This window comes from Blastococcus sp. SYSU DS0669, assembly GCF_054050895.1.
Genome location: NZ_JBJHAE010000029.1, coordinates 1 through 22,416, shown reverse-complemented (window position 1 = coordinate 22,416; position 22,416 = coordinate 1). Strand labels below are relative to the sequence as shown.

Annotated in this window: 18 protein-coding genes and 2 tRNA genes; 13 read left to right on the top strand and 7 right to left on the bottom strand. The window is 73.3% G+C overall.

The annotated features are described in order from the left end of the window. Window positions 1–9 precede the first annotated feature (9 nt). The gene (locus ACI792_RS19305; protein ID WP_456604012.1) at window positions 10–1,797 is read left to right on the top strand and encodes an ABC transporter ATP-binding protein; all 1,788 of its coding nucleotides are present in this window, start codon (window positions 10–12) and stop codon (window positions 1,795–1,797) included. Window positions 1,798–1,895: 98 nt separating this feature from the next. On the opposite strand, the gene ACI792_RS19300 is transcribed toward ACI792_RS19305, so the two are convergent. Beyond that, complete coding sequence (locus ACI792_RS19300; protein ID WP_456604011.1) at window positions 1,896–3,419, bottom strand: SDR family oxidoreductase; 1,524 nt, start codon at window positions 3,417–3,419, stop codon at window positions 1,896–1,898. A 283-nt stretch (window positions 3,420–3,702) separates the two neighbouring features. On the opposite strand from ACI792_RS19300, the gene gyrB reads away from it, so the two are divergent. The 9 genes from gyrB (at window position 3,703) to ACI792_RS19255 (ending at window position 11,290) form a co-directional block, all read left to right on the top strand. Beyond that, entirely contained in the window at window positions 3,703–5,733 is a 2,031-nt protein-coding gene (gyrB, locus tag ACI792_RS19295; RefSeq protein WP_456582986.1) for a DNA topoisomerase (ATP-hydrolyzing) subunit B, read from the top strand. 155 nt (window positions 5,734–5,888) lie between these two features. After that, window positions 5,889–8,357 carry a DNA gyrase subunit A gene (gene gyrA, locus ACI792_RS19290; RefSeq protein WP_456582987.1) on the top strand — a complete coding sequence of 823 codons (2,469 nt, stop codon included), beginning with the start codon at window positions 5,889–5,891 and terminating at the stop codon, window positions 8,355–8,357. A 108-nt stretch (window positions 8,358–8,465) separates the two neighbouring features. Next, on the top strand, window positions 8,466–8,777 hold the full coding sequence (locus ACI792_RS19285; RefSeq protein ID WP_456604010.1) for a hypothetical protein: 312 nt from the start codon (window positions 8,466–8,468) through the stop codon (window positions 8,775–8,777). Window positions 8,778–8,822: 45 nt separating this feature from the next. Continuing rightward, a complete protein-coding gene (locus ACI792_RS19280) occupies window positions 8,823–9,227 on the top strand; it encodes a DUF3566 domain-containing protein (protein ID WP_456604009.1) in 405 nt (134 codons plus the stop codon). A 157-nt stretch (window positions 9,228–9,384) separates the two neighbouring features. Beyond that, a tRNA-Ile gene (locus ACI792_RS19275) sits at window positions 9,385–9,458 on the top strand. A gap of 82 nt (window positions 9,459–9,540) precedes the next feature. Beyond that, window positions 9,541–9,681, top strand: coding sequence for a DLW-39 family protein (locus tag ACI792_RS19270; protein ID WP_456582989.1), 141 nt, complete (start codon window positions 9,541–9,543; stop codon window positions 9,679–9,681). Window positions 9,682–9,706: 25 nt separating this feature from the next. Continuing rightward, window positions 9,707–9,779 (top strand) — tRNA-Ala (locus ACI792_RS19265). A gap of 93 nt (window positions 9,780–9,872) precedes the next feature. Continuing rightward, window positions 9,873–10,406, top strand: coding sequence for a peptidylprolyl isomerase (locus tag ACI792_RS19260; RefSeq protein WP_456582990.1), 534 nt, complete (start codon window positions 9,873–9,875; stop codon window positions 10,404–10,406). Window positions 10,407–10,534: 128 nt separating this feature from the next. Next, window positions 10,535–11,290: a rhomboid family intramembrane serine protease gene (locus tag ACI792_RS19255; RefSeq protein ID WP_456604008.1), complete on the top strand. Its 756-nt coding sequence runs from the start codon at window positions 10,535–10,537 to the stop codon at window positions 11,288–11,290. A gap of 18 nt (window positions 11,291–11,308) precedes the next feature. On the opposite strand, the gene ACI792_RS19250 is transcribed toward ACI792_RS19255, so the two are convergent. Beyond that, the gene (locus ACI792_RS19250) at window positions 11,309–11,731 is read right to left on the bottom strand and encodes a PH domain-containing protein (protein ID WP_456604007.1); all 423 of its coding nucleotides are present in this window, start codon (window positions 11,729–11,731) and stop codon (window positions 11,309–11,311) included. Window positions 11,732–11,823: 92 nt separating this feature from the next. On the opposite strand from ACI792_RS19250, the gene ACI792_RS19245 reads away from it, so the two are divergent. Continuing rightward, a complete protein-coding gene (locus ACI792_RS19245) occupies window positions 11,824–12,984 on the top strand; it encodes a thiolase family protein (protein ID WP_456604006.1) in 1,161 nt (386 codons plus the stop codon). Between the two features lie 565 nt (window positions 12,985–13,549). Here ACI792_RS19245 and crgA read toward each other — a convergent pair. Beyond that, on the bottom strand, window positions 13,550–13,822 hold the full coding sequence (gene crgA / locus ACI792_RS19240) for a cell division protein CrgA (RefSeq protein ID WP_456582994.1): 273 nt from the start codon (window positions 13,820–13,822) through the stop codon (window positions 13,550–13,552). Window positions 13,823–13,954: 132 nt separating this feature from the next. Between crgA and ACI792_RS19235 the strand changes: the two genes are divergently transcribed. After that, entirely contained in the window at window positions 13,955–14,704 is a 750-nt protein-coding gene (locus tag ACI792_RS19235) for a DUF881 domain-containing protein (RefSeq protein WP_456604005.1), read from the top strand. A 54-nt stretch (window positions 14,705–14,758) separates the two neighbouring features. Next, window positions 14,759–15,418: an aminodeoxychorismate/anthranilate synthase component II gene (locus tag ACI792_RS19230; protein WP_456604004.1), complete on the top strand. Its 660-nt coding sequence runs from the start codon at window positions 14,759–14,761 to the stop codon at window positions 15,416–15,418. 69 nt (window positions 15,419–15,487) lie between these two features. On the opposite strand, the gene pknB is transcribed toward ACI792_RS19230, so the two are convergent. The 4 genes from pknB to ACI792_RS19210 all read right to left on the bottom strand — a co-directional run bounded on the left by pknB (window position 15,488) and on the right by ACI792_RS19210 (window position 22,098). After that, window positions 15,488–17,401, bottom strand: coding sequence for a Stk1 family PASTA domain-containing Ser/Thr kinase (pknB, locus tag ACI792_RS19225; protein WP_456604003.1), 1,914 nt, complete (start codon window positions 17,399–17,401; stop codon window positions 15,488–15,490). 145 nt (window positions 17,402–17,546) lie between these two features. Continuing rightward, entirely contained in the window at window positions 17,547–19,250 is a 1,704-nt protein-coding gene (locus ACI792_RS19220; protein WP_456604002.1) for a protein kinase domain-containing protein, read from the bottom strand. After that, window positions 19,250–20,695 (bottom strand): peptidoglycan D,D-transpeptidase FtsI family protein, encoded by a 1,446-nt coding sequence (locus ACI792_RS19215; protein WP_456604001.1) that lies wholly within the window; start codon window positions 20,693–20,695, stop codon window positions 19,250–19,252. Before ACI792_RS19215 ends, ACI792_RS19220 begins: the two co-directional genes overlap by 1 nt. Then, window positions 20,692–22,098: an FtsW/RodA/SpoVE family cell cycle protein gene (locus ACI792_RS19210; protein ID WP_456604000.1), complete on the bottom strand. Its 1,407-nt coding sequence runs from the start codon at window positions 22,096–22,098 to the stop codon at window positions 20,692–20,694. Before ACI792_RS19210 ends, ACI792_RS19215 begins: the two co-directional genes overlap by 4 nt. Window positions 22,099–22,416 lie beyond the last annotated feature (318 nt).

The window sequence follows — 22,416 nt, the reverse complement described above, 5'->3', positions numbered from 1 at the left end:
GCCCGGCCCGTGACCGCAGCGACCTCGGCGGACGGCTCCGCCGCGGTGGACGGCGCCGCGGAGCCGCCGGCCGCACGGCTGCGCGACCTGCTGCCGCTGCTGCGGCCGCACCGCCGGCCGCTGCTGCTGGCCGCGGCGCTGTCGCTGGTCGGCGCCGCCGCCGCGCTCGCGCAGCCGGCCCTGGTCGCGCGGGTCATCGAGGTGGTCGGTGCCGGCGAGCCGCTGCTGCCGGCGGTCGGGCTGCTCGTCGTCGTCCTGGTGGTGGGGTCGGCCCTCTCGGCGCTGCAGCAGTTCGTCCTGCAGCGCACCGCCGAGGGCTTCGTCCTCACCACCCGCCTGACGCTGGTCGACCGGCTGCTCCGGCTCCCGGTCGCCGAGTACGACCGCCGCCGCACCGGCGACCTGATGTCCCGGGTCGGCTCGGACACCACCCTGCTGCGGGCGACGGTCACCTCGGGTGTCGTCGACGTCGCCGGCTCGGTGGTCGTCGGGGTCGGCGCCCTGGTGGCCATGGCCGTGGTCGACGTCTGGCTGCTGCTGGTGACCGTGCTGGCCGTCGCGATCGGCGCGATCACCGCCGTCCTCGCCTCCCGCGGGGTCCGCCGGCTGTCGCAGCGCGCGCAGGAGGAGGTCGGCGCGATGACGGCGGCGGTCGAGCGGGCGCTGTCGGCGGTGCGCACCATCCGGGCCAGCGGGGCGACGGCGCGGGAGGTCACCGCCGTGGGCGCCAGCGCCCGCCGCGCCTACACGGCGGGTGTCCAGGTCGCCCGGCTCGAGGCGCTCGTCTCGCCGGCGGGCTCCATCGCCGTGCAGGGCGCCTTCCTGGCGGTCCTCGGCGTCGGCGGCTACCGGGTGGCGAGCGGCTCGATCACCGTGGCCTCCCTGGTGGCCTTCATCCTGTACCTGTTCCTGCTGGTCATGCCCCTGGGGCAGGCGATCGGGGCGTGGACCCAGCTGCAGACCGGGCTCGGCGCGCTCACCCGCATCCAGGAGGTCCTCGGCCTGCCGCCGGAGGACGACGAGCGCCCGCAGCGCGGGCGACCGGGCCGGGTCACGCCGGTGCCGGGGGCGCCGCTGCTCGAGCTGGACGACATCTCCTTCGCCTACCCGGACGGCACCCCGGTGCTGCACGGGGTCTCCCTGCAGGTGCCCGCGGGCGGCCGCGTCGCGCTGGTCGGCCCGTCGGGAGCGGGGAAGTCCACGGTCCTGGCGCTGATCGAGGGGTTCTACCCGCACTCCGGCGGCGCGATCCGGTGGGCCGGCGCCGACGTCCGCGACCTGCCGCGGGCGGCCCTGCGCGCCCGTCTCGGCTACGTCGAGCAGGAGGCCCCGGTGCTCGCGGGGACGGTGCGGGACAACCTGCTCCTGACCCGGCCCGACGCCACCGACCCCGAGCTGTGGGCGGTCCTCGCCGACGTCGGGCTCACCGACGTCGTCCGGCGCTCGCCGCGCGGGCTCGACGTCCTGGTTGGCGACGAGGGCGTGCTGCTCTCCGGGGGCGAGCGGCAGCGGCTGGCGATCGCGCGCTCGCTGCTGGCCCGCCCGGAGCTGCTGCTGCTCGACGAGCCGACCGCGAGCCTGGACGCGCGCAACGAGGGCCTGCTGCGCGCCACCCTGGCCGCGGCCTCCTCGGGGCGGGCGCTGCTGGTGGTCGCCCACCGGCTGTCCACGGTGCTCGACAGCGACCAGATCGTGGTGCTCGACCAGGGGCGGGTGGTCGCGCGGGGCACCCACGACGAGCTGGTCGCCAGCAGCCCGCTCTACCGCGAGCTGGCCGCCGCCCAGCTCCTCGTCTGACCGCCGCCGGGATCAGGTGACCTGATCCCGGCGCGTCCTCCCCCGCGGTGGGCGGTGGGGGAGGAAGCGCCACGGTGAGGGAGGACGGCGGCGCGGCGTCAGCGGGCGCGGTCCGCCTGCTGCTCGGCCGCCCGCACGATGCCGCGGAGCATGCCGCCGAACACGACGCCGTGGAACGCCGCGACGGCCCACCAGTACAGGTGCCCGAGCAGCCCGCGCGGGGCGAAGGTGGCCCGCTGGCGCAGGACCGCCCCGCCCGTGGCCGGGTCGTGTTCCACGTGGAACTCCAGCCAGGCCAGCCCGGGCACCCGCATCTCGGCGCGCAGCCGCAGCAGCCGGCCCTCCTCCCGCTCCTCGACCCGCCAGAAGTCGAGCGCGTCACCGACGAACAGCCGGTCGGGGTTGCGCCGCCCCCGCCGCAGGCCGACCCCGCCGACCGCCCGGTCCAGCCAGCCCCGCACCCGCCAGGCCAGCGGCCACGAGTACCAGCCGGTGTCCCCGCCGATGCCCTCGACCACCCGCCACACCGCCTCGACCGGCGCGGTCGTGGTGCGCTCCCGTTCGTCGACGTAGAGGCTCCCGCCGACCCAGTCGGGGTCGGTGGGCAGCGGGTCGGAGGGGGCGCCGGGCACCGAGGCCGAGGCCCAGCGGGTGGCGACGTCGGAGTCGCGGATGCGCTGGATCGCCAGGCGCACCGCGTCGTCGAAGCCGAGCAGCCCCTCGGGCGGATCGGGCACGTACCGCGCGATGTCGTGCTCGGTGCAGACGACTGCGGTGCGCAGCGACTCCACCAGCGGCCGGGCGATCGACGCCGGCACCGGCGTCACGACGCCGACCCAGTGGCTGGACAGCGACGGCGTGACGACCGGCAGGGGCAGGATCCGCCGCGGCGGCAACCCGGCCACCCGGGCGTAGCGGCGCATCATCGCGGCGTAGTCCATGACGTCGGGCCCGCCGATGTCGAAGCCGCGGTGCACGTCCGCCGGCAGCCGGGCGCAGGCGACGAGGTAGCGCAGGACGTCCCGGATCGCGATCGGCTGGACCTCGTTGCGCACCCACCGCGGGGTGACCATCACCGGCAGCCGCTCGGTCAGGTGGCGCAGCATTTCGAACGACGCCGACCCCGAGCCCAGGACGACGGCGGCCCGCAGCACCACCGTCGGCACCCCGGAGCCCAGCAGGATCCCGGCGACCTCGGCGCGGGAGCGCAGGTGCGGCGAGAGGTGCGCGTCGTCGGGCGCCGGCCAGCCCAGGTGCACGAGCCGGCCGACCCCGGCCTCTCGGGCGGCGCGCGCCATGATCCCGGCGGCGCGGCGGTCGATCTGCCCGGACTCCGGCCGCGAGCCCGCGGCGTGGACCAGGTGGTAGACGACGTCCACGCCGGCGCACGCCCCCGCCACCGCGGCGGTGTCCTGCGCGTCGGCCCGCACCACCTCGACGTCCCCGGCCCAGGGGTGGTCGCGCAGCCGCTCCGGCGAGCGGCTCATGACCCGGACGCGGTGACCGGCTGCGAGCAGTTCCGGCACGAGACGGCCGCCCACGTACCCGGTCGCCCCGGTGACCAGGCAGGTGAGCGGGGACCCCGCGGGACCGGTCCCGGGGACGCTGTCCGGCGGCGGCATGCGGCGGAGTGTGCGGTCCCGCCGGCGACCGCGCGCGGCGCCCGACCGCCAGCGGGGCCCCTGACGGCGTGTCGGAGCGGGGGGCAAGCAGGATGGTGGCGGGCATCCCGCGAGCGGCGCAGACACGACGTGAGGGCGTCCACGGCACGGTTCCTGTCGTACCTCGCGGTATCGTGGGAGACGAAAACCGTCAGCAACCGGCTGAGCGCCCTCCTGCGCCGTTCCGGCCCCCCGCACCGACCGGGGGCTGCGAGCCGCCGGTTGCTCGAGAGGAAGGCCCCACGTGGTCGCAGCACCCCAGGTCGACAATGCCTACTCCGGCAGCTCCATCACCGTCCTCGAGGGTCTCGAGGCGGTGCGCAAGCGCCCCGGTATGTACATCGGCTCCACCGGTGAGCGCGGTCTGCACCACATGGTGTGGGAGGTCGTGGACAACGCCGTCGACGAGGCGCTGGCCGGCTACTGCGACACCGTGAAGGTCACCCTGCTGGCCGACGGGGGAGTCCGCGTCGAGGACAACGGCCGCGGCATCCCGGTGGACATGCACCCGGTCGAGAAGCGGCCCACCGTCGAGGTGATCATGACCGTCCTGCACGCGGGCGGGAAGTTCGACGGCAAGAGCTACGGCGTCTCCGGCGGTCTGCACGGCGTCGGCGTCACCGTCGTCAACGCCCTCTCGACCAGGCTGGAAGTCCGCGTCTGGACCCGCGGGAAGGAGTGGCACCAGGAGTACACGGACGCCAAGCCGGGCCCGCTGGTGGAGGTCGGCCCGACCGACAAGCGCGGCAGCCAGATCACCTTCTGGGCCGACGGCGACATCTTCGAGACCACGACCTACTCGTTCGACACGATCAACCGCCGGCTGCAGGAGATGGCCTTCCTGAACGCCGGGCTGACCATCGTGCTGCGCGACGAGCGCCCCGGTCACGCCAAGGTCGAGACGGGGGTCGGCGAGGAGTCGCTGGCCGAGGCGGCCACCCCGGTCGAGGCCGAGGAGGAGGCGTTCGAGCCCACCGAGGTCACCTACCGGTACGACGGCGGCCTGGTCGACTACGTCGGCCACATCAACCGGCGGCGGAACCCCATCCACAAGTCGGTCATCGGCTTCTCCGCCGAGGGCACCGGCAAGAACGACATGGCGATGTCCGTGGACGTCGCGATGCAGTGGTCCGACGCCTACTCCGAGTCGGTGCACACCTTCGCCAACGTGATCAACACCCACGAGGGCGGCACGCACGAGGAGGGCTTCCGCGCGGCGCTCACCTCGATCGTCAACCGGTACGCCGTCGAGAAGAAGCTGCTCAAGGAGAAGGACGAGAAGCTCACCGGCGACGACATCCGAGAGGGCCTCGCGGCGATCGTCTCGGTGAAGCTGGGCGACCCGCAGTTCGAGGGGCAGACGAAGACGAAGCTCGGCAACACCGAGGTCAAGGGTTTCGTCCAGCGCATCTGCAACGAGCAGATCGGGCACTGGTTCGAGTCCAACCCCGCCGAGGCCAAGACGATCATCACCAAGGCCGCCTCGGCCGCGCGCGCCCGGCGTGCCGCCCAGGACGCCCGCAAGCTCGCCCGCAAGAGCCTGCTGAGCAACAACTCCCTGCCGGGCAAGCTGGCCGACTGCCGTTCCACCGACCCCCGCGCCTCGGAGATCTACATCGTCGAGGGTGACTCCGCCGGTGGCTCGGCGAAGTCCGGCCGCGACTCGATGTTCCAGGCGATCCTGCCCATCCGCGGCAAGATCATCAACGTCGAGAAGGCGCGGATCGACCGGGTCCTCAAGAACACCGAGGTCCAGTCGATGATCACCGCCTTCGGCACCGGCATCCACGACGAGTTCGACATCTCGAAGCTCCGGTACCACAAGATCGTGCTGATGGCCGACGCCGACGTCGACGGCCAGCACATCAGCACGCTGCTGCTGACGCTGCTGTTCCGCTTCATGCGGCCGCTGGTCGAGGGGCAGTACGTGTACCTCGCCAAGCCCCCGCTGTACAAGATCAAGTGGGGCGGCAAGGTCGGCGACGAGTACGCCTACAGCGACCGGGAGCGCGACGCGGTGGTCAAGGCCGGTGTCGAGGGCGGCCGCAAAATCAAGGACGAGATGATCCAGCGGTTCAAGGGGCTCGGCGAGATGAACGCCAGCGAGCTGTGGGAGACCACGATGAACCCCGAGACCCGCATCCTGCGGCAGGTGACGCTGGAGGACGCGGCCGCGGCCGACGAAATCTTCAGCGTGCTCATGGGCGAGGACGTCGAGGCCCGGCGCAGCTTCATCACCCGCAACGCCCGGGACGTCCGCTTCCTCGACGTCTGACCCACCTCGGTGACGAAGACGAACAGCTTCGCTGTACCGACTAGCCAATCCGAACGCCGCCTGCGGCGGGAGGTGGATGGATGCGCCGGCCACTCGCACGCTCGCGGCCGGCGGATTCATCCACCTCTGTGCACCGACCTGTGGAGACCTGAACCGTGACGGAGACACCACCCCGCGACCGCGTCGAACCGGTCGACCTCCAGCAGGAGATGCAGCGCAGCTACATCGACTACGCCATGAGCGTGATCGTCGGGCGCGCGCTGCCCGAGGTCCGCGACGGGCTCAAGCCGGTGCACCGCCGCGTCCTGTTCGCGATGTACGACCAGGGCTTCCGCCCCGACCGCGGGTACGTGAAGTGCGCCCGCCCGGTCGCCGAGGTCATGGGTAACTACCACCCCCACGGCGACTCGGCGATCTACGACGCCCTCGTCCGCCTCGCCCAGCCGTGGTCGATGCGCTACCCGCTCATCGACGGGCAGGGGAACTTCGGTTCGCCCGGGAACGACCCGGCGGCCGCGATGCGGTACACCGAGTGCCGTCTCACGCCGCTGGCCATGGAGATGCTGGCCGGCATCGACGAGGAGACCGTCGACTTCCAGGGCAACTACGACGGCCGCACCCAGGAGCCCGTCGTCCTGCCCGCGCGCATCCCCAACCTGCTGATCAACGGCTCCGCCGGGATCGCGGTCGGCATGGCCACCAACATGCCGCCGCACAACCTGCGGGAGGTGGCCGACGCCGTCTTCTGGATGCTCGACCACCCCGAGGCGGAGGCCGAGGAGGCCCTCACCGCGTGCATGGAGCGGATCAAGGGCCCCGACTTCCCGACGCACGGCCTCATCGTCGGCCGCGAGGGCATCGAGGACGCCTACCGCACCGGCCGCGGCTCGGTGCGCATGCGCGCCGTCGTCACCGTCGAGGAGGACGCCCGGGGCCGGGTGCAGCTCGTCGTCACCGAGCTGCCCTACCAGGTCAACCCGGACAACCTCGCCGAGAACATCGCCGACCTGGTCAAGGACGGCCGGCTCCAGGGCATCAGCGAGATCGCCGACGAGTCCAGCGACCGGGTGGGCCGCCGGCTGGTCATCACCCTGCGCCGTGACGCCGTCGCCAAGGTCGTGCTGAACAACCTCTACAAGCACACCCAGCTGCAGACCTCGTTCGGCTGCAACATGCTCTCCATCGTCGACGGCGTGCCCCGCACGCTGCGGCTGGACGAGCTGGTCCGCAACTGGGTGCTGCACCAGATCGAGGTCATCCAGCGGCGCACCCGGTACCGGCTGCGCAAGGCCGAGGAGCGCGCGCACATCCTGCGCGGCTACGCCAAGGCCCTCGACCACCTCGACGAGGTCATCGCCCTCATCCGGCGCAGCCCGTCGGCAGAGGAGGCGCGCGGTGGCCTGATGGAGCTCCTCGACATCGACGAGATCCAGGCCGTCGCGATCCTGGACCTCCAGCTGCGCCGGCTGGCCGCTCTCGAGCGCCAGCGGATCATGGACGAGCTGGCCGAGATCGAAGCCCGCATCGCCGACCTGCAGGCCATCCTCGCCTCGCCCGAGCGCCAGCGGCAGATCGTCAAGGACGAGCTCGCCGAGATCGTCGAGAAGTACGGCGACGACCGCCGCACGAAGTTCGTCCCCAACGAGGGCGACGTCTCGATGGAGGACCTCATCGCGGAGGAGGAGGTCGTCGTCACCATCACCCGCACCGGCTACGCCAAGCGGACCAAGAGCGACCTCTACCGGTCGCAGCGCCGCGGCGGCAAGGGCGTGATGGGAGCCCAGCTCAAGCAGGACGACATCGTCGACCACTTCTTCGTGGGCTCCACCCACGACTGGATCCTCTTCTTCACCAACAAGGGCCGGGTGTACCGGGCCAAGGCCTACGAGCTGCCCGAGGCCAACCGCACCGCCCGCGGCGCGCACGTGGCCAACATCCTGGCCTTCCAGGGCGACGAGAAGATCGCCCAGGTCATGCAGATCAAGGACTACTCGGTCGCCCCGTACCTGGTGCTCGCCACCGCCAAGGGGCAGGTGAAGAAGACCCGGCTCACCGACTTCGACTCCCCGCGCCAGGGCGGCGTCATCGCCATCAACCTCCGCGACGGCGACGAGCTCGTCGGGGCGGCGCTGATCCACAGTGCCTCGGACCTGCTCCTGGTCACCCGCAAGGCGATGTCGATCCGGTTCACCGCCGACGACGCCGCGCTGCGGCCGATGGGCCGCGCCACCGAGGGTGTGCGGGGCATCTCCCTCTCCGAGGACGACCGCCTGCTCTCGATGATGGTCGTCCAGGAGGGGGTCGACGTGCTGGTCGCCACCGAGCGCGGCTTCGCCAAGCGGACGGGTATCGAGAACTACCCGAACCAGGGCCGGGGCGGCAAGGGCGTGCTCACCGCCGACCCGAAGGCCCGCAAGGGCGCCCTCGTCGGCGCGCTCGCGGTGACCCTCGGCGACGAGCTGTACGCCATCACCTCCGGAGGCGGGGTCATCCGGACGCCGGTCAACGGGGTCCGGCACAACAAGGACCGCGCCACCATGGGCGTCAAGCTCATGAACTTGCCCGAGGACGTCTCCATCGTGGCGATCGCGCGTACGACGGACAACGACGAGCCTCCGGCCTAGGGTGAGTAGTCAGTCACGCAAGCGACTGCGGCTCCGCGGCGGCCCCATGCCGTCGCGGCGCCCGGATCTGGAGGAGCGGCGTTCGCCGCTGCGGAACGGGAGACTGGCATGAGCGACCGGACGCACGGTTCGGTGCGCACCGACTCCCGGGCAGGGGACGGGAGCGCGGCGGAGGGGAAGCCCACGGACGGCAAGCCCGCGCCGACGCAGTCCATCCCCGCCACCGGCAGCCAGCGCGCGCAGACCCCGGGCACGGGCGCGGCGCCGGTCGTCCCGCAGCCGCTGAACCCCGAGACCGGCGCGACGCCGGCCCAGCCGGGCCCGGCGCAGCAGGGCGCCGCCCCCCAGGGGGCGGCCCCCGCCGGCGCGACCCCCCAGAGCGCGACGCAGCAGCCGGTTCCGGTCGCCGACGCCGACTAGTCCACCAGCACCGGCGACGGCGGCAGCGCACCGGTGGGCGTGGGCGTGGGCAGCGTCCGGACCGGGCGCGGCAAGGCCGGTCGCGGCCCTCGCCGCGCCCGCCTGCAGGTGCGCCACATCGACACCTGGTCGGCGCTGAAGATCTCGCTGATGCTGTCGATCGCCCTGTTCTTCATCTGGATGGTCGCGGTCGGGCTGCTCTACCTGGTGCTCGGCGGCCTGGGCGTCTTCGACGCGGTCAACGACCTGTTCGGCCAGATCGGCAGCGCGTCCGGTGCGGAGTCCAGCGGCGACGTCGTGACCATGGGCGTGGTCTTCTGGGGCGCGGCGGTCATCGGCGCCATCAACGTCGTCCTCCTGACGGCGTTGTGCACCGTCGGCACGTTCATCTACAACCTCTGCTCCGATCTCGTCGGCGGGCTCGAGGTCACGCTCTCCGAACGGGACTGAGTGATCCGTCGTCCTCCGGACGACACCGCGGCCACGTGCCGTCCCCCTCGGGGCGGAGCGTGGCCGTCGTGCCACCCGGGGACCCTCCGGGTGTCGCCGTGGCCCGCACCCCCGTGAGGGACGGCTGTAGGTGTCACGTATGCTGTTCGAGGTTCACGGGCCTGTAGCTCAGGCGGTTAGAGCGCATCCCTGATAAGGATGAGGCCGGAGGTTCAAGTCCTCCCAGGCCCACCCGTGTACCGGAGCCTCGCGGTTCCGCGTTCCCCCGCACGTCGCCCCCGCGGCGAGCGAAGCGCCCGAGGAGGTTCTCCGCGTGCTCAAGCAGCTGGCGCTCGTCGCCGCCGCGGCCGGTGCGGTCGTCGCCGTCCGGAAGCGGTCCGCCGGCCGGACGGAGGCCGACCTGTGGCGTGAGGCCACCAGCGGCCCGGGCGCCGTCAGCACGCCCACCCGCTGAACCACCGGCCCGCGTAGGGCCACCCGGGGACGTAGCTCAATTGGCAGAGCACCGCCTTTGCAAGGCGGGGGTTAGGGGTTCGATTCCCCTCGTCTCCACCCTCGACGCCCCGCCCGGCGTCCCGTGCCACGTGAAACCACGGCCTCCGGCCCACCGCCACGCCGCCGGCGGGACGGTGGGAGAGTGGAGCCGTGACTGAATCGACTCCCGCCCGCCGCGCGGTCCTGCACACCAACCACGGCGACATCACCGTGGACCTGTTCCCCGACCACGCCCCCAAGACGGTCGCCAACTTCGCCGACCTGGCCGAAGGCGCCCGCGAGTGGACGCACCCCGCGACCCGCGAGAAGACGACGGACAAGCTCTACGACGGCACGGTCTTCCACCGGATCATCTCCGGCTTCATGATCCAGGGCGGCGACCCGCTGGGTCAGGGCATCGGCGGCCCCGGCTACCAGTTCGGCGACGAGATCCACCCCGACCTGGCCTTCACCAAGCCCTACCTGCTGGCCATGGCCAACGCCGGACCGGGCACCAACGGGTCGCAGTTCTTCATCACCGTCGCCCCCACCAGCTGGCTGACCGGCAAGCACACCATCTTCGGTGAGGTGGCCGACCAGCCCAGCCGCGACGTCGTCGACCGCATCGCCGCCGTCTCCACCGGCCGCAACGACCGCCCCGTCGAGGACGTGGTGATCGAGTCCGTCGAGGTGCAGCGCAGCTGAGCACGGAACCGCACGGCGGGGGCGCGGCCGACCAGCCGCCGCCCCCGCCTCCGGGCTGCTACCGCCACCCCGAGCGGCCCACGGGCATCTCCTGCGCGCGGTGCGGCCGGCCGATCTGCCCCGAGTGCATGATCCCCGCGTCGGTCGGCTTCCAGTGCCCGGCGTGCGTCCGGGAGGGCGCGGCCTCGGTGCGGGCGCCCAAGCGCAGCTCCGGTCTCAAGGCCGCGGCCTCGCGCTGGGGCGGCGTCACGGTCACCCTGATCGCCGTCAACGTCGTCATGTTCCTGGTGACCGCGGTGTCGGCCGGCCTGGTGGGCAACGCCCCGCTGGAGAACTACCGCTCGCCTGTCTTCGTCGACCTGGCGCAGTACCCGCTCCTGGTGGAGCTGGGAGAGCCGTGGCGGCTGCTCACCGCGGCCTTCCTGCACATCGGCCTGCTGCACCTCGTCCTCAACATGCTCGCGCTGCTGATCTTCGGCTCCGAGCTGGAGGCGCAGCTGGGCCGGCTCCGGTACCTGGCGCTCTACGTCGTCTCCGCGCTCGGCGGCTCCACGGCGATCCAGCTGTTCGGCGACTTCGCCCGGCCCGTGGCGGGCGCCTCCACGGCCATCTACGGCCTCCTGGGCGCTCTCGGAGTGCTCATGGTCGTCCGCCGCCAGGACGTCCGGGGCATCCTCGTGCTGCTGGGGATCAACATCTTCATCAGCTTCCTCCCCGGCATCTCCCTGCTGGGGCACCTGGGTGGGCTCGTCACCGGCGCAGCGGTCGCGGGACTGCTCCTGGGCACCCGCCGCCGCCCGGCCGTGCAGGCGGTCGCGATCGGGGCGCTGGCCGTGCTGCTGCTCGCGCTCGCCCTCGGCGTCTCCCACGTCGGCGCGGTCTGACGCCGCGGCGTCCTGGCTTCAGCGGACCGATCCGCCCCGCGGGCGCAGCTCCGCCAGCGCGCCCGCCACGGTCGCGGGGTCGGCGCCGAGGTCCCAGCGCCCCAGCACCAGCAGCAGCCCGTCGTCGTCCCCGCCGGCCGGCCCCTCGAGCTCCAGCGTCCGCACCGTCGTCCCCCACCGCCGTGCGCTCCGCACGTGGACCCGCAGCAGCCCCCAGGGCAGCACCCGGGTCCCGGTCAGCGTCCGCACGGCGACCCCGTCGGGGCCGGCGGCGAGCCGGGGCCGCAGCAGCGCCTCGCGCGCGGCCAGCAGGAGAAGCAGGAGGGCCGCCCCGCCGACGAGGATCCGGCCCGCCGGGTCCAGCAGGAAGCTGACCGCGCCGAGGGCGGCGGCACCGGCAGTGAGACCGGCCGGCACGGCCGCCGGAGGGGACCACTGCACGCCCACAGCCTGCCAGGTGTGGCGCGGAACATACGATCGCGGGCAGGGTGGCCGGCCGGCGCACCCGACCGTCGTCCTCGAGGAGTCGATCCATGCGCGATGCCGTCATCTGTGCCGCCGTCCGTACGCCGGTGGGCAAGCGGGGAGGAGGGCTCTCGGGGGTGCACGCGGTCGACCTCTCCGCGCACGTCCTCAACGCCCTCGCCGAGCGCTCCGGCATCGACCCCGCCGTCGTGGAGGACGTCTTCTGGGGCTGCGTGAGCCAGGTCGGGGAGCAGACCTTCAACATCGGGCGCAACGCGCCGCTGGCCGCCGGCTGGCCGGAGTCGGTGCCCGGCACCACGATCGACCGCCAGTGCGGGTCGTCCCAGCAGGCCGTCGCCTTCGCCGCCGCCACCGTCATCAGCGGCCAGGCCGACGTCGTCGTCGCCGGTGGCGTGGAGTCGATGAGCCGGGTGCCCATGGGCTCGGCACGGGCCGACGGCATCGCGGGCAAGCCGCTGGGCCCGCGCTTCTTCGAGCGCTACGACGGCGTCTACCCCAACCAGGGCATCGGCGCGGAGATGATCGCCGAGCGCTGGGGCTTCTCCCGCACCGAGCTCGACGAGTTCGCGCTGGCCTCGCACGAGAAGGCGGCCAAGGCGCAGGCCGACGGCGCCTTCGACGAGGAGATCGCCCCGGTCACCCTCGAGGACGGCACGGTGGTCAGCGCCGACGAGGGCATCCGCCCCGGCGGCACCCTCGAGAAGCTGGCCTCCCTGAAGACGCCCTTCAAGGAGGACGGCGTGATCAGCGCCGGAAACGCCAGCCAGATCTCCGACGGCTCGGCCGCCCTGCTGGTGACGACGAGCGACAAGGCGCGCGAGCTGGGCCTGCGGCCCATCGTGCGGATCCACACGACGGTCATGGCCGGTGACGACCCGGTCATCATGCTCACCGCGCCGATCCCGGCCACCCAGAAGGTGCTGGAGCGCTCCGGGCTGTCGATCGACGACATCGGCGTCTTCGAGGTCAACGAGGCCTTCGCACCGGTGCCCATGGCGTGGATGGCCGACACCGGTGGCGACGCCGGCCGTCTCAACCCGCTCGGCGGCGCGATCGCTCTGGGCCACCCGCTCGGTGGATCCGGCGCCCGGATCATGACCACGCTCGTCCACCACATGCAGGCCACCGGGACCCGGTACGGGCTCCAGACGATGTGCGAGGGCGGCGGCACGGCCAACGCGACGATCCTGGAGCTCCTCGACGCCTGACCGCCCCCGGTGCTCCGTCCCCACCAGCCCCCGGCCCACGGCCGGGGGCTGGTGTCGTCCCGGGCATCGTCGTCCACCGCTCGGCGCTGCCGCTGCGTGCGTGATCGGGTGCGCTCAGTGACCCGGACGGGTCCGTCCACGGTGGCCGCGCGGAGCGGTGTATCCGCAGGTCAGGACGGGTAAGACCGAGCGGAGCCAGCCGTCTCCGCCACGCGGACAAGTCGACTCGTCCACAGCTGGGTACACAGCTGGGGACAGACTCACACGGCTGTAGTTTCGCCGTTGGACGCCTCGTCACACGAGCCCCACCCGCGGGAAAAGCGCAGGTCAGAGCGGTCCGGACCCGTTCGGTCCCTCCACACTCGGTGGACAACCCTGGGGGTGGGGCGTCATGTCGACCTGTGGACGGAGACGATCGCTGTGCACAGCGGTGAACAGCCCGGGCTCCCCGGCGTCCGGGGGCCGCATGCGGAGTGCTGCCGGGAGCCCGGCGACGGGGCCGGGAACGACGAAGGCCCCCGTCCCGGCGGGACGGAGGCCTCGATCGGCGGTCGTGGACGCTCGGTCAGCGCCAGCGCATCGACATGATCAGCCCGGCGACCATGGCGCCGAAGCCGATGGCGAAGTTCCAGGCCCCCAGCGAGACCATCAGCGGGATCCGGTCGCCTGCCACGTAGTAGACGACGATCCAGAGCAGCCCGAGCAGCATCAGCGTCACCATGACCGGCGCGTACCAGCGGGGGCTGGGCTGCAGGGCCTTGGACGCGGTGCCCCGGGAACGCAGCGCGTCCTCCGGGGGCGTGTACACCGACTTCTTGCGCACCTTCGACTTGGGCACGTGCGGACTCCCTCCCGGCGGCCGGTCTGGTCGTCCCCGGCCGGAACTGCTCCCAGACTAAACTTCCGGGGGACGTCGCCACCGGTGCCTCACCCGAACGCGCCGACGCCGTCAGGTCCGAGGGGGTGCGCGGTGGTCCGCTGGTCCCTACCCGGTCGCTCCCCGTCCGCCTGGGGGGCGCTGGTCCCCGTCGTCGCCCTGGCCGCCGGCCTGCTGTTCGCCACCTCCGGCCGGACCGCCGAGGGCAGCGACCTGCGCGCCGGCGAGGTCACCCAGCTCTCCCAGCTGGTCGAGGAGCGCGACGCCGCCGTGGCCCGGCAGGAGCGCCAGCTGGCGCAGCTCCAGGACCAGCTGCAGCGGCTCACCGCGCAGGTGGCGACCCGCGACGGCGCCGTCGCGGAGGTCCAGGCGGTCGCCGAGGCCGACGCCCCGGAGGCGGGCCTCACGCCGGTCGTGGGCTCCGGGGTGGTCATCACCCTCGACGACGCCCCCCAGCCCTCCGACGGCAGCCTGCCCACCGGCGCCCGCCCCGACGACCTGGTCATCCACCAGAGCGACGTCCAGGGCGTGGTGAACGCCGTGTGGGCCGCCGGCGCCGACGCGGTGGCGATCATGGACCAGCGGCTCATCTCCACGAGCGCCGTCCGCTGCGTCGGGAACACCCTGCTGCTGCGGGGGCGCACCTACTCCCCACCGTTCGTGATCACCGCCGTCGTCGACGCCCCGCAGGTCGAGGCCGCGCTCGACGCCTCGCCGCAGGTCGCAGTCTTCGAGCAGGCGGTGCGGTCCTGGGGCCTCACGTTCGAGGTACGCGAGCGGCCCCAGCTCACGGTGCCCGCCTACGATGGCGGCCTCACCCTCCAGCACGCCACCGCCGGCTGAGCGCCGGCCGGCCCCCCGTGCCACCCCCCCGACCCAGCGAGGAGCCCGACCGCGATGACCGCCGCCGACCGTCCGGTCCTCGTCGTCGACAACTTCGACAGCTTCGTCTACAACCTCGTGCAGTACCTGGGGCAGCTCGGCGTGCGGTGCGAGGTCCGGCGCAACGACGCCGTCACGGTCGAGGAGCTCGCGGACCTGGACGTCGCGGGCGTGCTTCTCTCGCCCGGCCCCGGTGCCCCCGCGGACGCCGGCGTGACCGTGCCCATGGTCCGGGCCGCCGCCGAGCAGGGCACCCCCCTCCTCGGTGTGTGCCTGGGTCACCAGGCCATCGCGGAGGCGTTCGGCGCGGAGGTGGTGCGCGCCCCCGAGCTGCTGCACGGCAAGACCAGCCAGGTGCTGCACGAGGGCCGCGGCGTCCTCGCCGGACTCCCGTCACCGTTCACCGCTACCCGGTACCACTCGCTGGCCGTCGACGCCGCCACGGTGCCCGACGAGCTGGAGGTCACCGGGCACACCCCGTCGGGGCTCGTGATGGCCCTGCGGCACCGTGAGCTGCCCATCGAGGGCGTCCAGTTCCACCCCGAGTCGGTGCTCACCGAGGGCGGCCACCGGATGCTGGCGACCTGGCTCGCCGCGTGCGGTCTGGCGCCCGACGAGGACGTCGTCGCCGCCGCCACCTCCGCGGCGAAGCGGCTCACCTCCGCCACCGCCTGAGCGGCACCCCGTGACGACGAAGGGCTCCGCCCGCGGTGCGGGGGGAGCCCTTCGTCGGGAGAAGGCCGGTCAGTCGGCGTCCTGCTCGTCGACCTGCGGGTTCAGCAGGACGGTGATGGGCGTGTCCGGTGCCTGAGCGGTGCCGGCGGCCGGCTCGGTGGCGACCACCTGGTTGGGCCCCACGCCCGGGTCGGCCTCGTCGACGGTGGTGAACTGGAACCTGGTGAACCCGGCGGCCCGCAGGTTCGCCTCCGCAGCCTCGGGGGACTGCCCTCGGAGGTTGGGCACGCTGATCTCGGTGACCCCACCGGAGACCTGCAGGACGATCCGCGTGCCGGTGGAGGCGGGGCTCTGCGGTCCCGGACTCGTGCCGACGACGGTGCCCGCGGGCTGGTCCGAGTCGACCTCCTCGACGTCGATCTGCGCCTCGGTGAAGCCGGCCCCGGTGAGCGTCGCGACGGCCTGCGCCTGCGGCTGACCGGTGACGTCCGGGAGATCGATCGTGCCGGTCGACAGGCCCAGCGTGACGGTCCCGTCCGCCGGCACCGACTGGCCCACCGCGGGCTCGACGGAGGCGACGGTGTCCTCCTCCTCGAGGGAGTCCTCCTGCCGCGTGTCGATGTTGCCGGTGAAGCCGGCCGCCTCGAGCGCGTTCCGCGCCTGCTCCTCGGTGGCCCCGATCAGGTTGGGCACCGTGACGGCGTCCGGCGCGACGCCGACGACGAGGTCGACCTCGGTGCCCTCCTCCACGACGGCCCCGCCCGCGGGTGACGTCTCGAGCACCGTCCCGACCTGGGCGGGGTCGGTGGTCTGCTCCTCGGTCTCGGTGCCGACCACCAGCCCGGCCTCGGTGATCGCCTGACGGGCCTGCTCCACCGGCTGGTCGAGCAGCACCGGGACCTCCACCTGCTGGGCGACCGGCGCCACGTCGTCGTCCTGGTTGATCAGGAGGGCGGCGGCGATGGCGCCGCCGAGCAGCAGGACACCGAGGAGCGCCACGATCGCGATGATCCGGCGCTTGCGGCGCCGGTCGCCGTCGTCGTCCCAGTCCTCGTCGCCGTAACCGCTGGCGTAGCCGCCGACGGGCGCGCCGATGATGGCGGTCTTCTCGGCGTCACCCATCACCGGCGTCGCCTCGACCCGCTGCCCGGCGAGCGCCCGGAGCAGGTCGTTGCGCATGTCCGCGGCCGACTGGTAGCGGTTGGCCGGGTTCTTGCTCATCGCCTTGAGCAGGATCGCGTCAAGCTCCGGCGGGACGTCGGGGTTGATCGACGACGGCAGCCGCGGGTCCTCGCGCACGTGCTGGTAGGCCACCGACACCGGCGAGTCACCGGTGAACGGCGGGGCCCCGGTGACCAGCTCGTAGAGGAGGCAGCCCAGCGAGTAGACGTCGGAGCGCGCGTCGACGCCCTCGCCGCGGGCCTGCTCGGGGGAGAGGTACTGGGCGGTCCCTATCACCGCCGCGGTGGAGGTCATCGTGGCCGCGGAGTCCGAGACCGCGCGGGCGATCCCGAAGTCCATGACCTTGACCGTGCCCTGCGGCGTGATCATCACGTTCCCGGGCTTCACGTCCCGGTGCACGATGCCGTTGCGGTGGCTGAAGTCGAGCGCGCCGCAGATGTCGGCGGCCAGGCTCATCGCCCGCTCGATCGGCAGCCGGCCCTCGCGCCGCAGCACGTCGCGCAACGTCTCGCCCTCGACGTACTCCATGACGATGTACGGGGTGGCCCCGCTGGGCGTGCGGTCCTCGCCGGTGTCGTAGACGGCGACGATCGCCGGGTGGTTCAGCGACGCCGACGCCTGCGCCTCGCGGCGGAAGCGCACCTGGAAGGAGGGGTCGCGAGCCAGGTCGTGGCGCAGCACCTTGACCGCGACCTCGCGGCCCAGGCGCAGATCACGTCCGTGGTGGACCTCGGCCATGCCGCCGCGGCCAAGGACTCCGCCGATCTCGTAGCGCTCCCCGAGCACCTGCGGCGTGGTCATCTACGGTCCTCTCGGGCGGTTCCCTGCAGCCTCCGCGGCCCGGTGGTGCGGAGCCTGCCCGCGGCGGGAGCCGCCGCGCGCTGCTGGCCGTCGGCGAGCCTAACCGCACAACCGGCCCCGACCCGGGACCCGAGTGTCGAGCTGCTCACAGGCCGTCATCCTGACCCGGCGTGGCGCTGCCGCTGCCGCTGGCCTCGGGCTCCGGGGGTGGCACGACCGTCGACGACTCCGCCGTCGTCGTCGTCGTCGTCGACGACGGGGCGGGGCTGCCCCCGGCGGAGGCCGAGGCCGAGGGGGTGGGCGAGGGCGTCGTCTGCGTCTCGGTGGGCTCGGCCGCCGGGGGAGCCGTGGTCGTCGGCGGTGCCGTGGTGGTGGGGGCCGCCGGCTCCTCCCCGTCACCGGCCTCGTCGTCCTCCGGGGGCGCCGGGTCGAAGTCGTCCGGGGCGACGAACAGCGTGATCGGGGTGTCCGGAGCAGCCTCGACACCGGAGGGATCGATGCCCGCGACGTCGCCCTCGTCGAGCGCCTGGCCCACGGCGATCAGCAGACCCTCGCTCGCGTCCTCCCGGGAGATCGAGGTGAACCCCGCCTCCCGCAGCTGCTCCTCCACCTCGTCGGCGTCCCGGCCGACGTACTGCGCCGGGTCGAGGAGGATCCCGCCGGGCTCGGCGCTCGTGGGCGCCGCGCTCGTGGTGGACGCCGCGTCGTCCCGGGGGTCCTCACCGAAGCCGTTCAGGGCCAGGAAGGTGGTACCGGCGACGATCAGCAGCAGCACCAGCGCGGCGGCCGGCCAGAGCCAGCGCCGGGTGCGCCGGGCAGGGGGCTCGTCGCCGTCGGTCCAGTCGTCGTCCGGCGGCGCCTGGAGCGGCGGCATCGGACGGCCACCGGTGGCGGGCGGCACCGCGGCCATCCCGGCGGCGGGGGTGGCGAAGACCTGGGTGTGCCCGTCGCCGACCTCGACGATCTGGGTCGGGGCGGTCGCCGGTGCCACCACGGGCCCGGCGGCCAGGCCGTCCCCGTTCGCGACGCGGCGGACGGCGTCGGCGAACGCACCGCCGTCGGCGAACCGGTCCGCCGGGTCCTTGGCCAGGGCCCGCTCGACGAGCAGCCGGACGGCCGGGGGGATGTCGCCGGGCAGCGGGGGTGGCGGCCGGTTGATGTGCGCCAGCGCGATGGCGACCTGCGAGGCGCCGTCGAACGGCCGGGCGCCGGAGAGGCACTCGAAGCCGACGACGCCGAGGGAGTACACGTCGGAGGCGGCGTTGACCTCCATGCCCTGGGCCTGCTCCGGGGAGAGGTACTGGGCCGTGCCCACCACCATGCCGGTGCGGGTCAGGGGGGCGGCGTCCCGGGCCTGGGCGATGCCGAAGTCGGTCAGCTTCACGACCCCGTCGGGGCGGACGATGAGATTGCCCGGCTTGATGTCGCGGTGCACCACGCCGGCCCGGTGGGCGGCGGAGAGCCCGTCGGCGGCCTGGCCGAGGACGTGCAGCGTCCAGTCGACCGGCAGCCGGCCCTCCTCGTGGAGGATGGTGACCAGCGGCTGGCCCTCGACGTACTCCATCACCAGGAACGCCAGGGTCTGCACGCCGCTGTCGTCGGTGGTCTCGCCGTAGTCGTAGACCGAGGCGATGTTGGGGTGGGACAGCGCCGCGGTGTGCCGCGCCTCGTTGCGGAAGCGGGCGAGGAAGCTCGGGTCGTTCGTGTACTCGGTCTTGAGCACCTTCGCCGCGACGATCCGGTCCAGCACCCGGTCGCGCGCCTTCCACACCTCGCCCATGCCGCCGGTGGCGATGGGGGCGGTGATCTCGTACCGCCCGGCCAGCATGCTGCCGATCCCCAGCGCCATCAGCCGCCCTGCCCGTCGAAGTACGCCGCCATGACCTCGCGGGCGATCGGGGCGGAGACGTCGCCGCCGGTACCGCCGCCGTTGGCCACGAACACGGCGACGGCGATCTGCGGGTCGTCGGCCGGCGCGAAGCCCATGAACCAGTTGTGGTCGGGCACGCCCTCGCGCACCTGCGCCGTCCCGGTCTTGCCGGCCACCTCGACGCCGTTGAGGCGGGCGGCCCGGCCGGAGCCCCGGGCGACGACGCTGACCATCATCTCGGTGAGCTGGTCGGCGACCTCCTCGGAGATCGGCTCGTTGAGCACCTCCGGGTCGGCGGAGTCGATGACCGTCAGGTCGGGGGCGCGCAGCTCCTCGACCAGGTAGGGCTTCATCTGCACGCCGTCGTTGGCCACCGCGGCGGCGACCATGGCCGCCTGCAGCACGGTCATGCGGACGTCGCGCTGGCCGATCGAGGTCTGGGCCAGGGCGGCGTCGTCGACGATGTCGCCCACGGTGCTCGGCGCCACCTGCAGGGGGATCTCCAACCCCTCGCCGTCCAGCCCGAACGCCTCGGCCATCTCGCGCACCTGGCCCTCGCCGAGGTCGAGGCCGAGCTGGGCGAAGGCGGTGTTGCAGGAGACGGTCAGCGCGTCGGTGAGCGACTGCTCGCCGCTGGGGTCGCACGCGGAGCCGCCGAAGTTGGGGATCACCCGGGTGCTGTTCGGCAGCGGCAGCTCGCGGGGAGCCGGTACGACGGAGTCGGGGGTCAGCCCCTCCTCCAGCGCGGCGGCCGCGACGATCACCTTGAACAGCGAGCCGGGCGGGAAGTTGTCCTCGATGGCGCGGTTCGCGCGGGGGTCGGGGTCCTGCCCGGTGAGCTGCTCCATGTTCTCGCGGATCGCCGAGGGGTCGTGGCCGGAGACCAGGCCGGGGTCGTAGGTCGGCGTGCTCGCCATCCCGAGGATCGCGCCGGTCCGCGGGTCGAGCGCGACGACGCCCCCGGTCACGCCGTCCAGGCCGGCCATGGCGGCGGCCTGGACGTCCGGGTCGAGGGTCAGCACGACGTCCCCACCGGCGGGGTCGCGCCCGGTGAACAGGTCGGCGATGCGGCGGACGAACAGCCGGTCGTCGTCCCCGGAGAGCACGTCGTTCATGACGTCCTCGAGGTACCGGTTGCCGTACACCAGCGAGTGGTACCCGGTGACCGGCGCGTACAACGGCCCCTGCGGGTAGGTGCGCAGGTACTCGAGGCGGCCGTCGGTCGGGACCGAGAGGGCCACCTCGGTGCCCGCCACGATGATCGAGCCGCGTTCGCGGTCGTAGGACTCGGCGATCACGCGGGTGTTGCGGCTGTCCGAGCGGAGGGAGTCCGAGCGGACGACCTGGATGACGTTGACGTTGACGATCAGCAGCGTGAACAGCACCAGCACGCTGATCGCCACCCGCCGCAGCGGTGCGTTCACGGCGTCACCACCTCGGTCGGGGCGTCGCCGAGGCGCACCGGGGCCGCGTGCGGCGTCGCCGGGCGCCGCGCGGCGTCGCTGATGCGGACCAGCAGCGCCACGAGCACGAAGTTGGCCACCAGCGACGAGCCGCCGTAGGCCAGGAACGGGGTGGTCAGGCCGGTCAGCGGGAGCAGCCCGGTGACCCCGCCGAGCACCACGAACACCTGCCAGGCGACGGCGAACGCCAGGCCGGTGGCCAGCAGCTTGCCGAAGGCGTCGCGCACGACGAGCGAGGTGCGCAGCCCGCGCTCGACGAGGATCAGGTAGACGACGATCACGGCGACGAGCCCGAAGAGGCCGAGCTCCTCGCCGACGGCGGCGGCGATGAAGTCGCTCTTGGCCACCGGCACCTGGTCGGGGCGCCCGCCGCCGAGGCCCGCGCCGAACAGCCCGCCGGTCCCGAGGCCGAAGAGCGACTGCATCAGCTGGTAACCGGCGCCGTCGTAGTACGCCGACGGGTCCAACCAGGTGTCCACGCGCGCCCGCACGTGGCCGAAGATCTGGTACGCGATGAACGCTCCACCGGCGAACAGGCCCAGGCCGATGAACAGCCAGCTGGCCCGTTCGGTGGCGACGTACAGCATCACCACGAAGATGCCGAACAGCAGCAGGGAGCTGCCCAGGTCGCGCTCGAAGACCAGGACGAGGATCGACACCATCCAGGCGAGCAGCACGGGCCCGAGGTCGCGGCCGCGCGGCAGCTCCAGCCCGGCAACCTTCTTGCTCGCCAGGGCGAGCACGTCGCGCTTGTCCACCAGGTAGGCGGCGAAGAAGACGACGAGGCAGATCTTGGCGAACTCGCCCGGCTGGATCGAGAAGCCGGCCACCCGGATCCAGATCTTCGCGCCGTTGACCTCCGAGATCGAGGCGGGGAGGACGGCGGGCAGCGCGAGCAGCACCAGCCCGAGCAGCGCCAGCGTGTAGGCGAACCGGGACAGCGTCCGGTGGTCGCGGACGACGACGAGCACCGCCACGAAGAGGGTGACGCCGAGGGTGGCCCACACCAGCTGCACGGGGGCGTCCTCGCGCGTGACCGTGCTGCCGACCTGCTCGGCCGCCAGGTCCAGGCGGTGGATCACCGCCAGCCCCAGCCCGACGAGCAGGGCGACCGACGGCAGCAGCAGCGGGTCGGCGTAGGAGGCCCACCTGCGGACGACGAGGTGGGCCACGACCCAGAGCGCGGTGATCCACACGCTGAAGCCGGCCATCTGCGGGCGCAGCTCGCCGGTGACCGTGAGGTCGACGATCACCTGGGCGACGACGGTGATGAGCACGGCGAAGGCGAGCAGCAGCGCCTCGGTGCCCCGCCGGGTGGGCGTCGTGGCCGCGGTGCCGCCGGGGTCGGTGACGGGCCCGGGCATCAACACACCTCCGGTGGGGAACCCGTGCCTGCGGCGCTCACTAGTCGGCCTCCCGGCAGTCCACCCCCGGCACGGGCGACGAGGCCGTCCGTGCCGACGAGGCGGTGTCCGTCGTCTCCCCGGGCGCGGGCACCTCGGGCAGGGCGGCGTCGCCGGGGGCGGGCTCCTGGGCGGTGGTCGGTGCGGCGACCGGGGGCGTCGGCGAGTCCGGGGGCGCCGCGGCGGGGGGGGGGGGGGGGGGGGGGGGGGGGGGGGGGGGGGGGGGGGGGGGGGGGGGGCGGGTGGGCGGGGCGGTCGGGTGTGAGGGGTCGTTTGTGT

Bases quoted from the DNA above. Each gene is read 5' to 3' on its own strand.
- ACI792_RS19220 (WP_456604002.1), bottom strand. From the start codon at position 19,250: ATGGCGCTGGGGATCGGCAGCATGCTGGCCGGGCGGTACGAGATCACC.
- ACI792_RS19285 (WP_456604010.1), top strand. From the start codon at position 8,466: ATGAGCGACCGGACGCACGGTTCGGTGCGCACCGACTCCCGGGCAGGG.
- ACI792_RS19210 (WP_456604000.1), bottom strand. From the start codon at position 22,098: ATGCCCGGGCCCGTCACCGACCCCGGCGGCACCGCGGCCACGACGCCC.
- ACI792_RS19230 (WP_456604004.1), top strand. From the start codon at position 14,759: ATGACCGCCGCCGACCGTCCGGTCCTCGTCGTCGACAACTTCGACAGC.
- ACI792_RS19255 (WP_456604008.1), top strand. From the start codon at position 10,535: ATGATCCCCGCGTCGGTCGGCTTCCAGTGCCCGGCGTGCGTCCGGGAG.
- ACI792_RS19300 (WP_456604011.1), bottom strand. From the start codon at position 3,419: ATGCCGCCGCCGGACAGCGTCCCCGGGACCGGTCCCGCGGGGTCCCCG.
- ACI792_RS19245 (WP_456604006.1), top strand. From the start codon at position 11,824: ATGCGCGATGCCGTCATCTGTGCCGCCGTCCGTACGCCGGTGGGCAAG.
- pknB (WP_456604003.1), bottom strand. From the start codon at position 17,401: ATGACCACGCCGCAGGTGCTCGGGGAGCGCTACGAGATCGGCGGAGTC.